We start from the raw sequence: 17,200 nt of genomic DNA, 5'->3' as shown, positions 1-17,200 counted from the left end.
ACTACATTTATTATTTTAATAAAATATTGTTTTAATTACTAATTATTTTTTACATTATGATGATAATATTGTTCTTTCAATCCTTTAGGCAAACGAATTCTTTCACACTTCAGACCTATTACATCGTCGAACACAAACGCATGTCTAAAATCCTTTTCTATAAGATAAAGTTTTATATCCTCCATCTTTAGATTTTTTACATGCCTTACATATACTCCCCATGCAGGTAATTCACCAAACATAGAATACTCCGGGTAATCATTTTCTTTTTCCGGGACAGCGTCAATTCTCCATGTTGGAATATAAGCAACTCCTTTTGAAGCTCTTCCAGGATACTCTATTTCAATATTTCTTAATACAACATTTTCTACATAATTACCTGAAATTCCTGTTATAGATGCTGGGATAGGATTATGCGGAAAACTTAGACGAGGACCTTTCATATCGTACATAATGTCCGCATCTTCATAAGGAACTTGTACTTTCATATTCTTAATTTCCACATTCTTAAGTGTTCCTTTCTTATTTTTTCGATTCCCTAAACGAATAAAAAATGCATTGCCAGTATTCAATGCCACTACATCATTTACATAAACTCCGTCTATCATACCACCATCAACCATTTCAACGGCAATAGCTGATCGATAGGTATCCTTCATTCGGATAGAATTTATACGTATATTTTTAAATATTCCATATGAAGCAGTCCCCAATTTTATTGCACTAGCACTTGTTACTATATTGCAATTTGAAATATAAATGGAATCATTACCCGTTTGAGGATTATATGATTTGAGGCAAATACCATCATCAGCTGAATTAATCATACAGTTTGTAACTTTCACATTTTGGCAATCTACTATATCTATTCCATCATTATTCCAATAAGCCCGACTATAAACTTCCACATTATCAATTGTTAAATTCTCACACATCTCATAACTTTGTACCCAACAAGCGGAATTCTTTATAGTCACCTCTTTTATGGATATATTAGAACAATACATAAAATTGATAATTTTAGGACGGAGTCTTTCGTTTACTCTAACCGAATAATTAGAATCAATCCTTTCTCCTATATGATGTAAACTATCTATAGCCAATGCTAACTCTCGTCCCTGTCCGTCAATAACGCCTCCTCCTGTTATAGAAATATTAGTTGAGCGATATGCTAGCAACAGAGCTAATTTTGAATTGTCCATTCTATTAATAGACGGAGAATTTTTTTCTATGTCTAACATTACATAATCATAAGGATTTGTGCTGCCAAGAATCTTTGCTCCTTTCTCTAAATGCACTTCCACATTATTTTTCAATAATAAACTTCCTGATAGATATACTCCTTTGGGAAAGACTATGCAACCACCACCTGCAAGACTGACTTCATCAATGGCGTGTTGAATAAATCGAGTATTTAATGTAATTCCATCCCCTTTTGCTCCAAAATTAGTTATCACGTATTTTTTCCCTGAAGCAAACGCACAAAGGTACAACACACATAATAATGAGATAACATATAAACGCTTATTCATACCAATCGTAATTTTATATATAAGCAACCATCAATGCATTTTCTCTGTAATATCTACAATAAGTTTAATAGTTGAAAAATCTGAATTAAATACAGAATTCAACCCTTGTTCCTCCTGTGCAGGATCACCCATATAGTCATCTCCTTTCTCCCAAAATACATGTTCGGGATTCTGACGAGCGGATCCTCCCCATGCCCAAATATTGCAACCAGCTAAGCGGCCATTAGATTTGCTGTTTTCAAAGACTTGATTAAAGACAGATTCATAATAACGGTCTCTGTTTACCGTAGATGAAGTTTTAGAGAATTGGAAATTATCTCTTGGAAACCCGAATTCTTCTATGACCAAAGGCTTTTGATGCTCTTCAGCAATAACCAAATGTTCTTTGATATATAAAGCTGTCTGATCAATAGAATATTGGACCGTTCCATCCAAATTGTCTTTTTGAGCCCACCCCCAATTGTAAGGCCAAATATGAATGGTCATATAATCAACATTGGAGTAAGAATGAATCAGTTCCCATAGCTGGATATCACCTTCGGTTCCTTGATATCCTTCATTGCCCGTAGAAACTAGATGATTCGGATCCAATGCCTTAATCTGTGCAGCTACATCATGAATCCACAAAGCATAACTCACTTTATTCTCTTGACCAAAAGCTCTCGGTTCATTACCAATCTGCCACGACATGATAGTAGGATCATTTATGTATTTTTGGTTAGTATACCGATTGGTACGCGTAACGATATTCTTCACATGATCGGCAAATAGTTTTTTGGCTTCTTCGCTCTTCTGATATTGGCTAACGAAAGTCTGATACTTATCCCATCCATCTATGGCTGGAATAGGTGCTTTCCCGTAACCTGCCCATTCTAAATATTGTCCATAACCGCCAGACCATTCCCAAGAATTATTCAAGTAAAGCACAGCCACCATATTCCGCTTTCCCATTTCATAAAGCAAATAATCCAAACCTGCCAAAATAGTATCATTATACACGCCCGCTTCCACTTGTAACGTAGGTTCTACTTTTGCGGGGACACCGTTTACTCCATCCGCTCCAATCAGAATTCTCAGATTGTCAATGCCAATAGCAGCCATTGAGTCTAATTCCGCAATCAGCCTCTGCCGATTGCCTCCTTCTCCTTCAGAAGCCAAAATTGCCCCATACCAAAAATTCGCTCCTATATAATAATAGGGCTTCCCATTTTTTATAAACTGACCATTTTCGATATTTACAAAAGAAGTTACCTTTGAAGGCTCTGAAATTTTGGAAGTGCAAGCAATGCACAACCAAATAGAAATAAGAACAAATAAATAGTGTTTTCTCATTGGTACTTTATTTAGTATTGTTAATTATCAATTACAAAATTAACGTAGACAAATAAGATAAACTAATACTATTTTATCGATTCTGATGCATATTGGTAATACTTGTTTCAAAATGATTTTGAACCGGTGCATTATTCCCCCGTTTGATATCTTAGCCGATGTGGGTTATTGCCATAATTCCCACATACATGCCATGTAACGTTTTTCTATTTCAGTAAATGGATTAAGCTGGCAAGGAGGAGTGTTCTGTACCTAAATTTAGTTGCTATATAATAATAAAGTTGTTTGTTACGGATGCTTGATTTGAATAGACTGAAGTGTGAGAAAGAATGTTGGCAAATTAAGACAGATAGATTTATTTGTTTTCACATAAGCCATTAGATTTTGATTTTTGCAAATTAAAGCTGGGATTGAAATATGAATTGATACTATTTTATCTGATGTTGTCTAAAATGAATATAGGTTTTGCTAAATCAGGATCCGTTTTTTCTTATAACTGTCTCGGAAATCTTTTGGCGATGCCAGTTTTTTCTTTTTGAAGATGCGGTTGAAATTGGAAAGGTTGTTGAATCCTGATTCGTAACAGATTTCTGCGATGCTCATGGTGGAGTCTACCAGCATGCGTGTGGCATGTCCCAGACGGATGTCAATGATGTAATCGGACAGATTTTTGCCCGTGCGGAGTTTAAAGAAGCGGCTGAACGATACTTCGGTCATTCCGACCATATCTGCCAGTTGGTTCAGCCGGATTTCTTCTTTGTAATGCTGGTTGATATAGTCTTGTACTTTCTGCACTCGGCGACTGTCTGAGTGTTGTTGGATTTTCGCGAACGAAGAACTGGATAGCACGCGTGCTTCTTCGGTGAACATGGAAAGTTCATATAAAAGGGTAAGGAAGCGAGTCACGGCATAGAAACCTTTCGTGTCGGGCAGTTCGTCTATCAGGGCATAGACTTTCATAATGGCTTGCATGGGGAAACTCAGTCCGTTTTGTGCCTTGTCGAACATTTTCATGACGCGGTCGAATTGATTGGTGCTGAGTAAAGTTTTCATGAATTGGGGTGAGAACTGGATGGTGATTTCCCGAACGTCCTTGCTTTTGCAATCATGTTGTTCCCATACATGCTCCAAATCTGGACTGGTGATGAGTACCAGGTCGTATTCGCCGATGATTTCTGCAGAGTCGCCTACGATGCGTTGTACTCCAGGGGCATTGATTACGAAGTTCAGTTCGAATTCCTTGTGGCAATGCATCGGATAAGTGAATTCGCTTTTCCTTCGGTCGGCAATGTAGAAGCAGTCTTTTTCCGAAAGAGGAGTAATTTCGCGGATAACGTTTTTGTCTTTTACTATCATGGTCTTAAATTTATTAATTTGCTAATGAGCCAATGCATTCTCACATTAGCACATTCTCACATTGGCACATTGTCACATTAGCACATTGTCGCATTAGCACATTCTCACATTGGCACATTCTCACATTAGCACATTGTCACATTAGCACATTCGAACTATAGTCCGATTGATTCTTTACTCCCTGTATATCTCGTTGGATGATGTCCTCGGTGAAAAGTCGGACCAGTTCTTCCCATGTCAATACGGTGTCGGGCTGGAATTGTGCCGATTTTGCATAGCGGAGCAGGGCAGTGCGGAACTGGTTCCCTTCGGGTGTGTCTTTAATGGCATTGAGGTCGGTGGTGCATACCAGAAGCTTTCCTTTTCCGATGCGGAACTCGAAGACGATACCCAGTTTGTGGTTCCGTTCGATGTTATCAATGACTTGCACTACGGGGCGGTATGCCTTGTCTGTGTGGTTCAGTATCATCGGACGCGAATTCCGGGTGATGCTCCACCATTGCCAGTCACTATGTTCTTCGGTAGGGAAGTGGCGGAATAAGGGATGTGCGGGATTTGTCAATATCGACATCGTACCCGGCGAAACCTCTTTGCCTGCATTTTCCGATATGGTCTTGAACATGGCATAGTTCCAATAATCGGGTGTGAACATGCCTCCTACGCTTTGTTTCCCGATGTCCTTGTGGCGGGGAAGCAAGAGTACGGTTTCTCCCTTTGCCAGCTTGGCTTTCACCTGCTTGTTAAGTAGGGAATCGATGTAAATTCCTTCTGTACTTTCCTGCTCATCGGGGTAAACCCAAAGATGGTAATAATTGTGGTAAGTACCTGTCCGAAGGTTTAAGGTGAGGCGCTGAGGCTTTTTCAGTCCGTTTAGTGATAAATTGATGTCACCGGCTTCTTTTAGTTCGCCTTGGGGAACGGAACAGGTAATCGTTCCTTGTTTTTCCCATTCTCCGTCATCAGAAACCAGTTGCCAATGAATGGGAGTCGACCAATCATTTTCTTCGTAGTTGGAAAGGGAGATACCAATGTGTAAAGGTTGGGTGTTCAGCCAGCAGAAATCGGTGAGCCGGGCAAGCGGTACGACCGGTGCACAGAATCCGTAGAAGGTTTCGGGGTCTATAATGCCTTTGCTTTCCATAAAGGCGTCAAGTATGCCTACCAGTGCCGAGCCTTGTCCGGGGTAATCCTGCAGGTCGAGCATTTGGAAACCTCCGAAGCCGGGTGTGCGCAGGGCATATTCGATATCGGCTTTGTAACATGCCACAGAGAAATGTCCCGTAGCACGATGGAAAGCTTCGGCTTGGTCGTATAGGTGATTTTCTTTCAGCCGGTTACGGAATATTTCCAGATTGTATGGATACAGCACGCCTTTGTATTTCGCAATTTGCTGGAAGTCGGGATAAATCTGGAACTGGCAGGTCTCGTGTCCCACTACGGGACGGGGACACCGGGCAATGGCTTGTGCATAATTGGCGGTTGTATTGGGACGGGTGTTGTTCAGGATGCCTCCCTTTTCTGCATCCACGTATGCGAAGGAAGAGCGTACATGAGTCGAATATCCTTCGCCTCCGCCTACCCGGCACGTTACGAAAAAGTCTTCTCCATCTTGCGGACCTTGCCAACCCAGATTGTTGTTCGAACCGAAACAATACAAGTGCCGTAGGTCTTTCCAGCGGAACTCGTCAAGCCACTCGCGCATTACGTCAATGTCTCCGTGCAGCTCATTGCCTAGTCCCAGCATCATGAACGAAGGATGATTGCCCAGCCAGTCCAATATCATGTTGCCTTCTCGTTTCAGGAATGTGTTCAACGATATATTGTTACGCTGTATGGCTCCCCAAAGTGGAAGTTCCACTTGGAAATAGATACCTTCTATATCGGCTGCTTTCAAGGCTGCTTCGGGAGGAGTGTACGAATGGCACCGGTAGTGATTGATGCCATATCGTTTGGCTATGCGAAATATGTTGCGCCATGTTTCCACATCCATTGGTGCATATCCGGTAAGAGGAAAGACGCAGGCATCATGTTTGCCGCGAAGCAATATTTTCTTGTCGTTTAAAACAAATTGCGTGTTTTCTGTACCGAATTCACGCATTCCGAAATCTATGTGTTGCTGGTCGTGTGAGTGCCCGTTGTTAAGTGCAATGTCCAGTCCATACAAGGCAGGATGAAATTCGCTCCATAGCAGCGGAGACTCTCCCATGCCAAGTGTAAAGGTAAACGAATTGGCACCCTGTTGCAAGGTTATGTTTTTCTCGAAGGTGGGAAGCACGTGTGTAGTAGGGGTATTCCATGCTTTTCCTTGGATACTGACAATTGCTGAACAGGGATAGTCGGACCATACCTCCAATGTTATGCGGGCGCATTTTTCAGATACAGATGGGTAGACTTGTACCTTATTTATATAAGGTGTATCGTAGGCTTCTATCCCGAATTTGCCTAAGATACCGTTCCAGTTGGTTTGTGTGGCATCGGTCCAAGCATGTGAACTTTGTATTTCTTTCGGTACTGATGTTTCAGAATTGTCTATACGCAGGACAATATGGTGCTTGCCTGGTTTCAGGGAAGGAAGTTCATAACAATGAGGGGCATAGAGGTGTGAGAAGCTTCCGATGCTGTCTCCGTCTATCCAAAGCGTGCTGGGCTTGGTGCGTTCCATAATCAGGCGGAGTTTTTTTCCGGCAAATCCTTCGGGCAAGGTAAAGTCGCGCTCGTAGGTGACTTGTCCGCTATACGAATGGAGCCGGGTCAGTTGGGTGGTAACGTAAGGTGCCTGTGCCGGATTGCCTAATTTGTTTTCATCGGTGGTGCCCGGAAGCCGGCAAGTGCCTAACGAACTTTCCCAGGTGCCCGACAGGGGAAGGAAGGCTCTCTCTTGTGCTTGTGCGCACAAAGCGCAAAGCATGGTTGCGAGTGAAAGAAAGAGTTGTTTCATTTACAATTTAGCAATTTACGATTTACAATTTATTTCATTTCTATTCGCAATGTACAAAATAGGATTAGGGGATAAATCGTAAATCGTAAATCGTAAATTGTCAAATAGTAAATGTTCATCATTTGCCATATTTCGCCTTGATGCCCGGCAGTTCTTTCCGGATATCGGCGATACGGGTGGCATCGCTGGGGTGTGTGCTCATAAACTCGGGTACAGACCCTCCGCTTCCTGCCGACATCTTTTGCCAGAATCCGACGGCTACATCGGGATTGTATCCAGCCATGGTCATGAATACCAGCCCCATATAGTCTGCTTCCGATTCGTGTTTGCGCGAGAAGGGAAGCATCATGCCGTATTGTGCGCCGATGCCGTAAACCGTGCCTGCAACCTTTTGCACCGCAGAACTCTTGTCGCTTACCAGCGAATTGAGGATATTCGCACCATATTGCGCCATTACTTGTTGGCTCAGGCGTTCATTGCTATGCTTTGCTACGGCATGTGCCACTTCATGTCCTACCACTACCGCCAGTTCGTCATCGGACGAGACCAGCTTCATCAGTCCTTCATAAACTACAATCTTGCCGCCCGGCATGCAGAAGGCGTTCACTTGCGGGTCTTGTATGAGATTGAATTCCCACGCGAAGTTCTGGATTTCCGATGCCATGCCGTTCGCGCGCAGGTAGGCTTCGGTGGCGGAGGCTATCTTTTTCCCTACCCGTACCACCATGGCGGTTTGTGCGGCATTGGCTGATTTCTTAGCCGACTTGATATAGTCGTTGTATTGGGTAAGACTGGAGGACAGCACTTCGCTATCCGATACCAAAAGCATTTGCTTCCGTCCGGTCAGTGGGACGGTAGAGCAGCCTGCCAGCAGGAGAGCGGCAAGCAAGAGCAAGGTGAAATGCAGTTGTTTCATCATCCGTAATTCGTTTTAAGGTTTCTTTCAGCAAATATATAGCATTTTCTGTAATAATCCGCACTATCTGTAATGAAAAAGATAAAACAGTATCATTCGCATTGGTGGAATATGCCTACTTTTGCATTGATATCATTTAAAACAACTCATCATGAAAAACATGAAAGCTAAAGTCTTATTAGTTGCCGGAGCTTCGCTTTTCGCTTCCGGTGTATGGGCGCAAGAGCAACTTGTGCGACTCTCTACTCCCGAAACCTCGCTGGTGATTGACGCACCGCAAGGGGGAGAATTGAAATATGTATATTATGGTACGAAGCTGGGCGATACGGATCTGAAACAGATTGATGCGGTGCGTACGTGCAATCATGCCGCTTATCCGGTGTATGGAATGAATACTCCGGCAGAAACGGCACTCTCGGTATGCCATGCCGACGGGAACATGTCAACCCAGCTGGTGGTGGAAAGCGTGGCTACGACCGATGGGGATAAGACAACGGAAGTTTCTGTCCGCTTGAAAGATAAAGTGTATCCATTTTATATCAACGTATGTTACCGGGCTTATCAGGATGTGGACATCATTGAGACCTGGACCGAAATAACGAACGAAGAAAAGAAACCCGTAGTGCTCAACCAGTTCGCTTCGGCTTACCTGCCCATCCGCAGGGGCAATGTATGGCTCTCCAGCCTGTATGGTTCGTGGGCGAACGAAGGGCGTTTGGTTCAGGAACCGTTGGAGCCGGGCATGAAAGTGATAAAGAACAAGGACGGGGTGCGCAATTCGCATACGGCACATGCCGAAGTGATGTTCTCGCTCGACGGACGTCCACAGGAAAACGTAGGGCGGACCATTGGTGCGGCACTTTGCTATACAGGAAATTACAAGCTCCGTATTGACACCGATGATAGCGAATACCACCAGTTCTTTGCCGGTATCAATGAAGATAATTCCATGTATCATTTGCAGAAAGGCGAGACGTTCAAGACTCCAGTGCTTGCCCTTACTTATTCGGACGAAGGGTTGAGCGGAGCCAGTCGGAACTTCCACCGCTGGGGACGCACTTATAAGCTGGCGCATGGAGACAAGCCTCGCAAAATCCTGCTCAATAGCTGGGAAGGCGTTTACTTCGACATCAACCAGCAAGGCATGGAACAGATGATGGCGGACATCGAATCAATGGGCGGCGAATTGTTTGTGATGGATGACGGATGGTTCGGAGGCAAGTACCAGCGCAATACCGATAATTCTTCGTTGGGCGACTGGGTGGTAGATACCCGTAAGCTTCCTGAAGGCATTGAGGGATTGCTCCGTGATGCGAAGAAACATCATGTGGGATTCGGTATCTGGATAGAACCGGAAATGTCGAATACTACGAGCGAACTCTACGAGAAGCATCCCGAATGGATAGTGAAAGCTCCCCAGCGCGACCCGGTATTGGGACGTGGCGGAACGCAGGTGGTGCTTGACCTCGGCAATCCCGAAGTGCAGGATTTCGTGTTCGGCGTGGTGGATGACCTGATGAGCAAGTATCCCGAAATCGAGTATATCAAGTGGGACGCCAATATGGCGATTATGAACCACGGTTCGAATTACCTGACCGCTGACAACCAAAGCCACATGTACATCGAGTATCATCGTGGCTTCGAGAGTGTATGCAACCGTATCCGTGCCAAATACCCTGACCTTACTATCCAGGCTTGTGCCAGCGGCGGAGGACGTGCCAACTGGGGGTACTTGCCTTGGTTCGACGAGTTTTGGGTGAGCGACAATACCGATGCCCTCCAGCGCATTTACATGCAATGGGGCACCTCGTATTTCTTTCCGGCGATTGCCATGGCGTCCCACATCAGTTCGGCTCCCAATCATCAGGTCTTCCGTACCGTTCCTATCAAATACCGCATCGATGTGGCGATGAGCGGGCGTCTGGGCATGGAAATCCAGCCAAAGAACATGACCGAGGAGGAGAAGGAGATTTGCCGGAAGGCAATAGCCGATTACAAGATGATTCGTCCCGTAGTGCAGTTCGGGGATATCTACCGTCTGGTTTCTCCCTACGACCGTTTGGGTGTAGCGTCTCTGATGTACACCTCGCCCGAGAAAGACAAGGCGGTATTCTATTGGTGGAAAATGGAAACGTTTTATAACCAGCATTTGCCTCGTGTGCGCATGGCAGGGCTTGACCCGGCGAAGATGTATCGGGTCAAAGAGTTGAACCGTATCGATAACGAACCGTTGCCGTTCGAGGGGAAATTGTATTCTGGTAAATTCTTAATGGAGAACGGCCTGGAAATCCCTTATACCCATAAGGTAGACTATCACAAGCTGAATGATTATGCCAGCCGGGTGCTGTATTTGGTAGCAGAACAGTAAAAAATAAAGAACCGGGAATGAAGAATAAACAAATCGTTATTCTTTATTCCCGGTTCTTTATTTAGTTAGAAATCGTTTTGAATTTATCGCCCAAAGTACGCACAAGACGAACACATTAAGCTAAGAAAAACTTTTTGTAGTAATTCAAAACAGTTTCTTGGAAAACTTTTTATTTCAGTTTTGCCAGTGTTTCCTTGATGCGGCGCATGGCTTCGATGATGTTTTCATCGGAAGTGGCGTAACTCATGCGGATACATTCAGGGGCACCGAAGGATGTTCCGCCCACGCAGGCTACGTGGCCTACTTCGAGCAGGTACATGGCAAGGTCATCGGCGTTGTTGATGACACGGTCGCCGTCTTTCTTGCCAAAGAAGAAGTCGCATTTCGGGAAGAGGTAGAAAGCACCTTCGGGCACGTTTACTTCAAATCCCGGAATTTCTTTCGCCAGTTTGACAATCAAGTCACGACGGCGTTGGAATGCCTGGCGCATTTCTTCTACCGGAGCCTGTGTGCCAGTGTAAGCGGCTTCGGCTGCTTTCTGTGATACCGAGCACGGACCAGAAGTATATTGTCCCTGAAGCTTGTTGACACCTTTCACAATCCATTCGGGAGCGGCGATAAATCCGATACGCCAGCCCGTCATGGCATACGCTTTCGATACGCCGTTGACAATAACCACACGGTCTTTGATTTCGCTGAACTGGGCGATGCTTTCGTGTTTGCCGATGTAGTTGATGTGCTCATAGATTTCATCGGCGATGGTAATGACACGCTCGTGCTTAGCCAATACCGAAGCCAGTCCCGCCAGTTCTTTCTTGCTGTATACCGAGCCGGTAGGGTTCGAAGGCGAGCAAAGAATCAGGGCGCGCGTCTTAGGAGTGATAGCCGCTTCCAGTTGTTCGGGAGTAATCTTGAAGTCTTGCTCGATACCCGCACGCACAATGACGGGAGTACCTTCCGCCAGCTTCACCATTTCGGGATAGCTTACCCAATAAGGAGCAGGGACAATGACTTCATCTCCTTTGTTTACCAAAGCCATAATCGTGTTGCATACCGACTGCTTGGCACCGTTGGCACAACTGATTTGGGCTGCTGTATATTCCAGTCCGTTTTCTTTTTTCAGTTTTTCTACAATGGCGTTTCGCAATGCGGGATAACCGGCTACAGGAGAATAGCGCGAATAGTTTTCGTCAATCGCTTTTTTAGCGGCTTCCTTGATATGGTCGGGAGTGTTGAAGTCGGGTTCGCCGACACTCATGTTGATTACATCTACGCCCTGAGCCTTAAGCTCACTGCTTTTTTGCGACATGGCAAGCGTGGCCGAGGGTGACAAACTGTTTAAACGTTCTGAAAGTTGATTCATATTCTTCTTTTTAATTTTAGTTCAAAATCGGTGCAAAATAAAGCATTTTTTATGACATATAAAAACATTTCTTACTTTCTGTCGCCTAAGAACCGAAGTAAATACAAGAAAAGATTGATAAAGTCGAGATAGAGTGTCATGGCACCCATCAGGGCAATCTTTTGGGTGGTATCATTTATCGCTATGTCTTCTCCTGTTAATAGCTGCTTGATTTTTTGTGAATCATAAGCCGTAAGCCCCGTGAAAATCAACACACCGATACCCGAAATGATTAAATCCATCATTGAGTTATGCAGGAACAAGTTGACCAGTGAAGCAATGATAAGTCCGATCAGTGCCATGATGCAGATATTTCCGATACGGCTCAAGTCTTTCTTGGTTACATAGCCATAGAGTGCCATTACGCCAAAGGTACCTGCCGTAACAAAGAATGTGGTGGCAATGGAACTCATGGTGTATATCATAAAGATAAAGGCGAGTGTGACTCCGTTCAGAATGGAGTAGGCGATAAAAAGCAGGGTAGCGGTGCTGAAAGCAATCCGGTGGATGCGTGCGGAAAGGTAGATGACCAATCCTATTTCAGCTATCAGAAGCCCCCAGAAGAGCATCCGGTTTTCAATAATCATCGAGAGTAACGTGTATGATTTTGCCACGTATAAAGATACCAATCCGGTAATGACCAGCGCCAATGTCATCCATGTGTAGACATTGCGCATCAGTGTAGCTTGTACGGCCTTTGCTTTAGACGCGTACACTTTTGCCAAATCATTTGTTTCCATAATCATCAATTTTTAATTTTTGATTTTCAATTCTAATTCTTAAAATGCAACGTATGTCCCATGCGGTCTTTCTTCGTATGCAGGTAACGTTCGTTGTAAACGTTAGGTGTGACCTCGATGGGCACATTCTCCACGATTTCCAATCCGTAGGCTTCCAGTCCCACCCGTTTTACAGGATTATTGGTAAGCAGACGCATCTTGTGAATGCCTACCTCACGCAGGATTTGTGCGCCTACTCCATAGTCGCGTTCATCGGCTTGGTGTCCGAGGCAGATGTTGGCGTCTACGGTGTCCATGCCTTCTTCCTGGAGCTTGTAGGCTTTCATTTTTTCCATCAATCCGATGCCACGTCCTTCCTGAATAAGGTAGATAACGGCACCTTTGCCTTCTCTTTCTATCATTTGCATGGCTTTATGAAGCTGTTCTCCGCAATCGCAACGCAAAGAACCGAAAATGTCGCCCGTAGCACACGACGAATGTACACGCACCAATACGGGTTCATCAGGCTCGAAGTGTCCCTTTATCAACGCCACGTGTTCCAGGCCGTTGCTTTTCTGGCGGAAAGGTATCAGGCGGAAATGTCCGTATCCGGTAGGCATGTCTACCTCCACACCCCGCTCTACCAGCGACTCTTGCTTCAAACGATAGGCTATCAAGTCGGCAATCGATATCAGCTTAAACCCATATTGGTCCGCCATCTGGCGCAGTTCGGGAAGGCGTGCCATCGTACCGTCCTCGTTCATCACTTCCATCAAAGCAGCCGCGGGATAAAGCCCTGCCAGCTTGGCGAGGTCGATACTCGCTTCGGTATGTCCCGCACGGCGGAGCACCCCTTTGTCTTGCGCATAAAGCGGGTTTATATGTCCGGGACGGCCAAAAGTTTCAGGAACCGATGCCGGGTCGGCAAGCGCACGGATGGTAGCGGCACGGTCGGCAGCCGAAACTCCTGTAGTACATCCCTCCAGCTTATCGATAGTCACCGTAAACGGAGTCCCTAAAACCGATGTGTTATTGATTACCTGGCACGGAAGGTCGAGCTCCTTGCATCGGGACATCGTAATCGGCGCACAAAGCACCCCGCGGGCATGTTTCAGCATAAAGTTCACTTTTTCAGGGGTAATCAGCTCGGCTGCAATGATAAGGTCGCCTTCATTTTCGCGGTCTTCATCATCTACTACGATTACAAATTCTCCTTTACGGAAGTCCTCAATGGCTTCTTCTACGGTATTTAGCTTTATCTTGTCCATAATGCGTTATTGTTATGAATAATAATGTTGGTCTTTTATTTGTTGTATAACCTGTCCGTTGGTCCGGATAATGTTTTTTAAATCTTTCTCCAGCCGTAGCCTGAACCGCCAGATATGAAGGTACACCAACAATCCTGCAGGTACCACGATACCTAACGCCAAGTTAAGCCAGCGGTTCCCGAACGGACTCTTATGAGCCTTAACCGCCAGGAAAGGATAATTGTTCATCGCGTTCAGCAAGATTGGATCTTTCGAATTCGAGAGTTCCTCTATCACCGCTTCCATTTGCCTGCTGATATCAGCGATGGCATCGTCCGGCTTGTTGTTCATGAATAGCTTGATATAATTAGGCAATCCTTTCAACCGATGCATACGCATATAGTCTTCACACAATGCGCTGATGTGTTCCAGCGCCTCGACATCTTTCCGGTATTCGGGTGTATGGATAATCACTTCTTTCTTAAACAGGTGTCTCGACAAGCGGATGCCAAACACCTTGCGGAAAAACGCCGCATACGTGTCAATATTGAACACCACCGAATCTTTGTTTGACTTATAAGTGAAGAACGCTCCTACGGGTGCCAGCACGAGTGTACTCATCCAGGTACCCAGCGCCACATTCATCTCGCCGCTTTTCCCGATACGGGTCGCGCCCGAGTCGATAATGTAATACACCACAAAAATCAGCACGGATATCACGACCGGCATACCCAGTCCGCCCTTGCGGATAATGGCTCCCAGCGGCGCTCCGATAAAGAAAAAGATGATACAAGCCAACGAAAGAGTGATTTTCTTGTGCCAGTCGGAACGGTGCGAACGGATATTTCCGTCCGTACTTTTGCTCATAAAACTTTTCATCTCCCAGTCGGATGCCAACGAGGAAATCCTGTTTTCCGTCTTGCTCAATGTTTGAGACTTTTCTTGCGAAGTCATGGAATTGAAGATGCTGTCAGTATTCAGGTATGCCACGTTCAGTTTCTCCAATTTGGTAGAATCGGCTTTGGTCAGTACCGGTGTCTTGTAAGTAGAGTTAATGACATCGTTGAAGTAAGCGCGTCCTACACTGTCGGCGTGTAATTCCAACGAATCAATAGCCTGGGAGATTTCCCGCATATTCTTGATATCCGAGCGTTGGTCGAGGAAACTTCCGTCTACCATATTGAAATCGGAATCGAATTGGATAAGTGTATGCTTTTCCTTGAATGATTCGCGGCGGTAGGGGACGTTACGTGAAATGACAGATTGGGATTTCAGGTTCTCAAATTGTTCACCATTATACAAATGAAGGAAAAGGTGCTGCTTGTCGGCGGTCAGTTCCAACTTCCCTTCTTCCGCCCAAATGATATGTGCATTTTCGAATCCATCGGAAAAGTTGTATATTAACACGTCTTTCAGCATACCTGTCTCCCGGTCTTTGTGCTTGACATAAATGTTATAACCGTCGATATCACTATAAAATACTCCTTCCGGTATGTCTACTTCAGGAGATTTTTGCTTCATGGAAACCAAGAGTGTCCATAGTTGCTTTTGGGCACGCGGACCGATTTCGTTCTGGAAAAAGAATGACATGCCTCCCAGAAACATGCAGAACAGTACGACTGGCCGCATGATACGGAGTAGGGGGATGCCTGCTGCCTTCATGGATAACAGTTCGTACCGCTCACCAAAGTTTCCGAATGTCATGAGTGCAGCCAGTAGGATGGCCAGAGGAAGCGACAGGGGAATCAATGTCAGACCTGAATAAAAGAAAAATTGGGCAAGAACATTAATCTCTAATCCTTTTCCTACTAACTCGTCTACGTACCTCCATAGAAATTGCATCATGAAGATAAACAGACAGATGAAAAACGTCCCAGAAAAGAGCAGTAAAAAGCTCTTCAATACGAATATATCTAGTTTTTTTATGCGTAGCATTCCTTAATATATGGTTGTCAGCTTGCAAAAGTAGCATAAAAAACAACGCGGAGCATGATGTTTTGTATATTTTTAGAAAATTATATACCGCACGTCCGTTTTAGCACTTCAATTTGAGAGTCCCATAGGTTGATAACGTCATCTTCTTCACCGGGTTCGGCAAAGTCTGTCACTTCTAGTGAAAGGTCTGTGGTTAGTTCATTGTAATAAATTTTTAGTTCGAAATAGGTGCGTGGCTCATCGTCTTTCCAGTGAAAACGGATGAATGATTCGGTCCGGAAATTGGTTATTTCGGCTTCTCTGGTTTCGGTCTTTCCCCATTTGAACATAAATGTCTTGTTAAGTCTGGTTACGTTATCGGCAAACCAACGGCTTAATCCGGATGGAGTGCTGATGGCGTTCCATAAAATAGTGCTTGATGCAGGAGCTAACGTATATTCTATCTTTATTTTCTTTTTCATAGATAGTTTCAGGCTTTTCTTTGTTAAAGTTATGAATTAAAATAACGGGCGCAAATTAAACTAATTTTTTGTACACTACATAATGAATCGTCTATTATTTTTCGCTTTTCTCTTTTGCGTATTTTCCGTTTTGATGATATACGTGATAATATGGATTTCGCATATGGCTGGATATGAATGCATTGTACGTGGATTTAGCTTTTGGAGGTAAAAAAGAAGTGAAAAAGATGTGGAGGAAAACAAAAGAAAAATGGGCGAAAATGTTGCGTATGTCGAAAAGATGTTTTACCTTTGCACCCGCAATCGAAAAGATGGCGGGATAGCTCAGCTGGTTAGAGCGCATGATTCATAATCATGAGGTCCCCGGTTCAATCCCGGGTCCCGCTACTAAGTAATGATTTGACCGTTGGGTGGCTTCCACGCCTGGCGGTTGTATGGCGGGATAGCTCAGCTGGTTAGAGCGCATGATTCATAATCATGAGGTCCCCGGTTCAATCCCGGGTCCCGCTACAGAAAAGAGGCTGACTCGTTCGGGGTAGCCTTTTTTTTTATGTCTGTTTGTCTGTATTTGATGCCAAAAAGAAATAGTATCTGAGAGTAATATATACTGCGTTTGCCGATGCAGTTATCTGTTCTGGCAGTTTCAATGCACTGAAACTGCGGATGCAGTATATATTACTTTTCATTGGCATTTAAAGTCAATCAAAAATGAAATGAGAAACATTATTCTTGTCACTCATTCAAGCATGCCTTTTGATGAACATAAGTGGGTGGCCCGTTTCACATAAGTACCCTTGCCGTTTCACATAAGTGGTCCTGCCTTACCACTTATGTCCGTCTGGATGTGTGTGGATGTTTTTTTGTCCTGTGTGCCCCTCGCGCGCGTATAATTATATTAATGAGTATCCGTTTCAGTTATTTTTCATCAGTTTTAAGAATATTCGTCCTGTAATATGTTGTATGGCAGCATTTTGCGTTTATATGTGTAAAAAAG

General features: G+C 44.5%; 11 protein-coding genes and 2 tRNA genes. 3 read left to right on the top strand and 10 right to left on the bottom strand.

All coding sequences use genetic code 11. The annotated features are described in order from the left end of the window. Positions 1-38 precede the first annotated feature (38 nt). The 5 genes from H9625_RS06385 to H9625_RS06365 form a co-directional block, all read right to left on the bottom strand. Positions 39-1,532, bottom strand: coding sequence for a glycoside hydrolase family 28 protein (locus H9625_RS06385; RefSeq protein WP_191763489.1), 1,494 nt, complete (start codon positions 1,530-1,532; stop codon positions 39-41). A gap of 30 nt (positions 1,533-1,562) precedes the next feature. Next, the gene (locus H9625_RS06380; RefSeq protein WP_191763487.1) at positions 1,563-2,864 is read right to left on the bottom strand and encodes a glycoside hydrolase 5 family protein; all 1,302 of its coding nucleotides are present in this window, start codon (positions 2,862-2,864) and stop codon (positions 1,563-1,565) included. Positions 2,865-3,332: 468 nt separating this feature from the next. Next, a complete protein-coding gene (locus H9625_RS06375) occupies positions 3,333-4,220 on the bottom strand; it encodes an AraC family transcriptional regulator (RefSeq protein WP_191763485.1) in 888 nt (295 codons plus the stop codon). 136 nt (positions 4,221-4,356) lie between these two features. Further along, positions 4,357-7,158 (bottom strand): glycoside hydrolase family 2 TIM barrel-domain containing protein, encoded by a 2,802-nt coding sequence (locus H9625_RS06370; protein WP_191763483.1) that lies wholly within the window; start codon positions 7,156-7,158, stop codon positions 4,357-4,359. A gap of 118 nt (positions 7,159-7,276) precedes the next feature. Then, a complete protein-coding gene (locus H9625_RS06365; RefSeq protein ID WP_087406087.1) occupies positions 7,277-8,074 on the bottom strand; it encodes a M48 family metallopeptidase in 798 nt (265 codons plus the stop codon). A 151-nt stretch (positions 8,075-8,225) separates the two neighbouring features. On the opposite strand from H9625_RS06365, the gene H9625_RS06360 reads away from it, so the two are divergent. After that, entirely contained in the window at positions 8,226-10,442 is a 2,217-nt protein-coding gene (locus H9625_RS06360; RefSeq protein WP_191763481.1) for an alpha-galactosidase, read from the top strand. Positions 10,443-10,611: 169 nt separating this feature from the next. On the opposite strand, the gene H9625_RS06355 is transcribed toward H9625_RS06360, so the two are convergent. From H9625_RS06355 to H9625_RS06335, 5 genes are all read right to left on the bottom strand, one after another. Then, positions 10,612-11,805: a pyridoxal phosphate-dependent aminotransferase gene (locus H9625_RS06355; RefSeq protein WP_191763479.1), complete on the bottom strand. Its 1,194-nt coding sequence runs from the start codon at positions 11,803-11,805 to the stop codon at positions 10,612-10,614. Between the two features lie 71 nt (positions 11,806-11,876). Beyond that, entirely contained in the window at positions 11,877-12,584 is a 708-nt protein-coding gene (locus H9625_RS06350) for a Bax inhibitor-1/YccA family protein (protein ID WP_022039156.1), read from the bottom strand. A 32-nt stretch (positions 12,585-12,616) separates the two neighbouring features. Beyond that, complete coding sequence (locus H9625_RS06345) at positions 12,617-13,831, bottom strand: bifunctional 3,4-dihydroxy-2-butanone-4-phosphate synthase/GTP cyclohydrolase II (protein WP_022039863.1); 1,215 nt, start codon at positions 13,829-13,831, stop codon at positions 12,617-12,619. A 12-nt stretch (positions 13,832-13,843) separates the two neighbouring features. Next, positions 13,844-15,745: an LptF/LptG family permease gene (locus H9625_RS06340; protein WP_191763477.1), complete on the bottom strand. Its 1,902-nt coding sequence runs from the start codon at positions 15,743-15,745 to the stop codon at positions 13,844-13,846. A gap of 80 nt (positions 15,746-15,825) precedes the next feature. Continuing rightward, complete coding sequence (locus H9625_RS06335; protein WP_022039861.1) at positions 15,826-16,206, bottom strand: START-like domain-containing protein; 381 nt, start codon at positions 16,204-16,206, stop codon at positions 15,826-15,828. Positions 16,207-16,519: 313 nt separating this feature from the next. On the opposite strand from H9625_RS06335, the gene H9625_RS06330 reads away from it, so the two are divergent. Together H9625_RS06330 and H9625_RS06325 are read left to right on the top strand one after the other, a co-directional pair. Beyond that, positions 16,520-16,593 (top strand) — tRNA-Met (locus H9625_RS06330). Positions 16,594-16,642: 49 nt separating this feature from the next. Beyond that, positions 16,643-16,716 (top strand) — tRNA-Met (locus tag H9625_RS06325). Positions 16,717-17,200: the final 484 nt, after the last annotated feature.

This window comes from Phocaeicola intestinalis, from assembly GCF_014837065.1.
Lineage (GTDB): Bacteria > Bacteroidota > Bacteroidia > Bacteroidales > Bacteroidaceae > Phocaeicola > Phocaeicola intestinalis.
The sequence above is the reverse complement of the archived record's forward strand: the minus strand, read 5'-3'. Positions and strand labels throughout refer to the sequence as shown.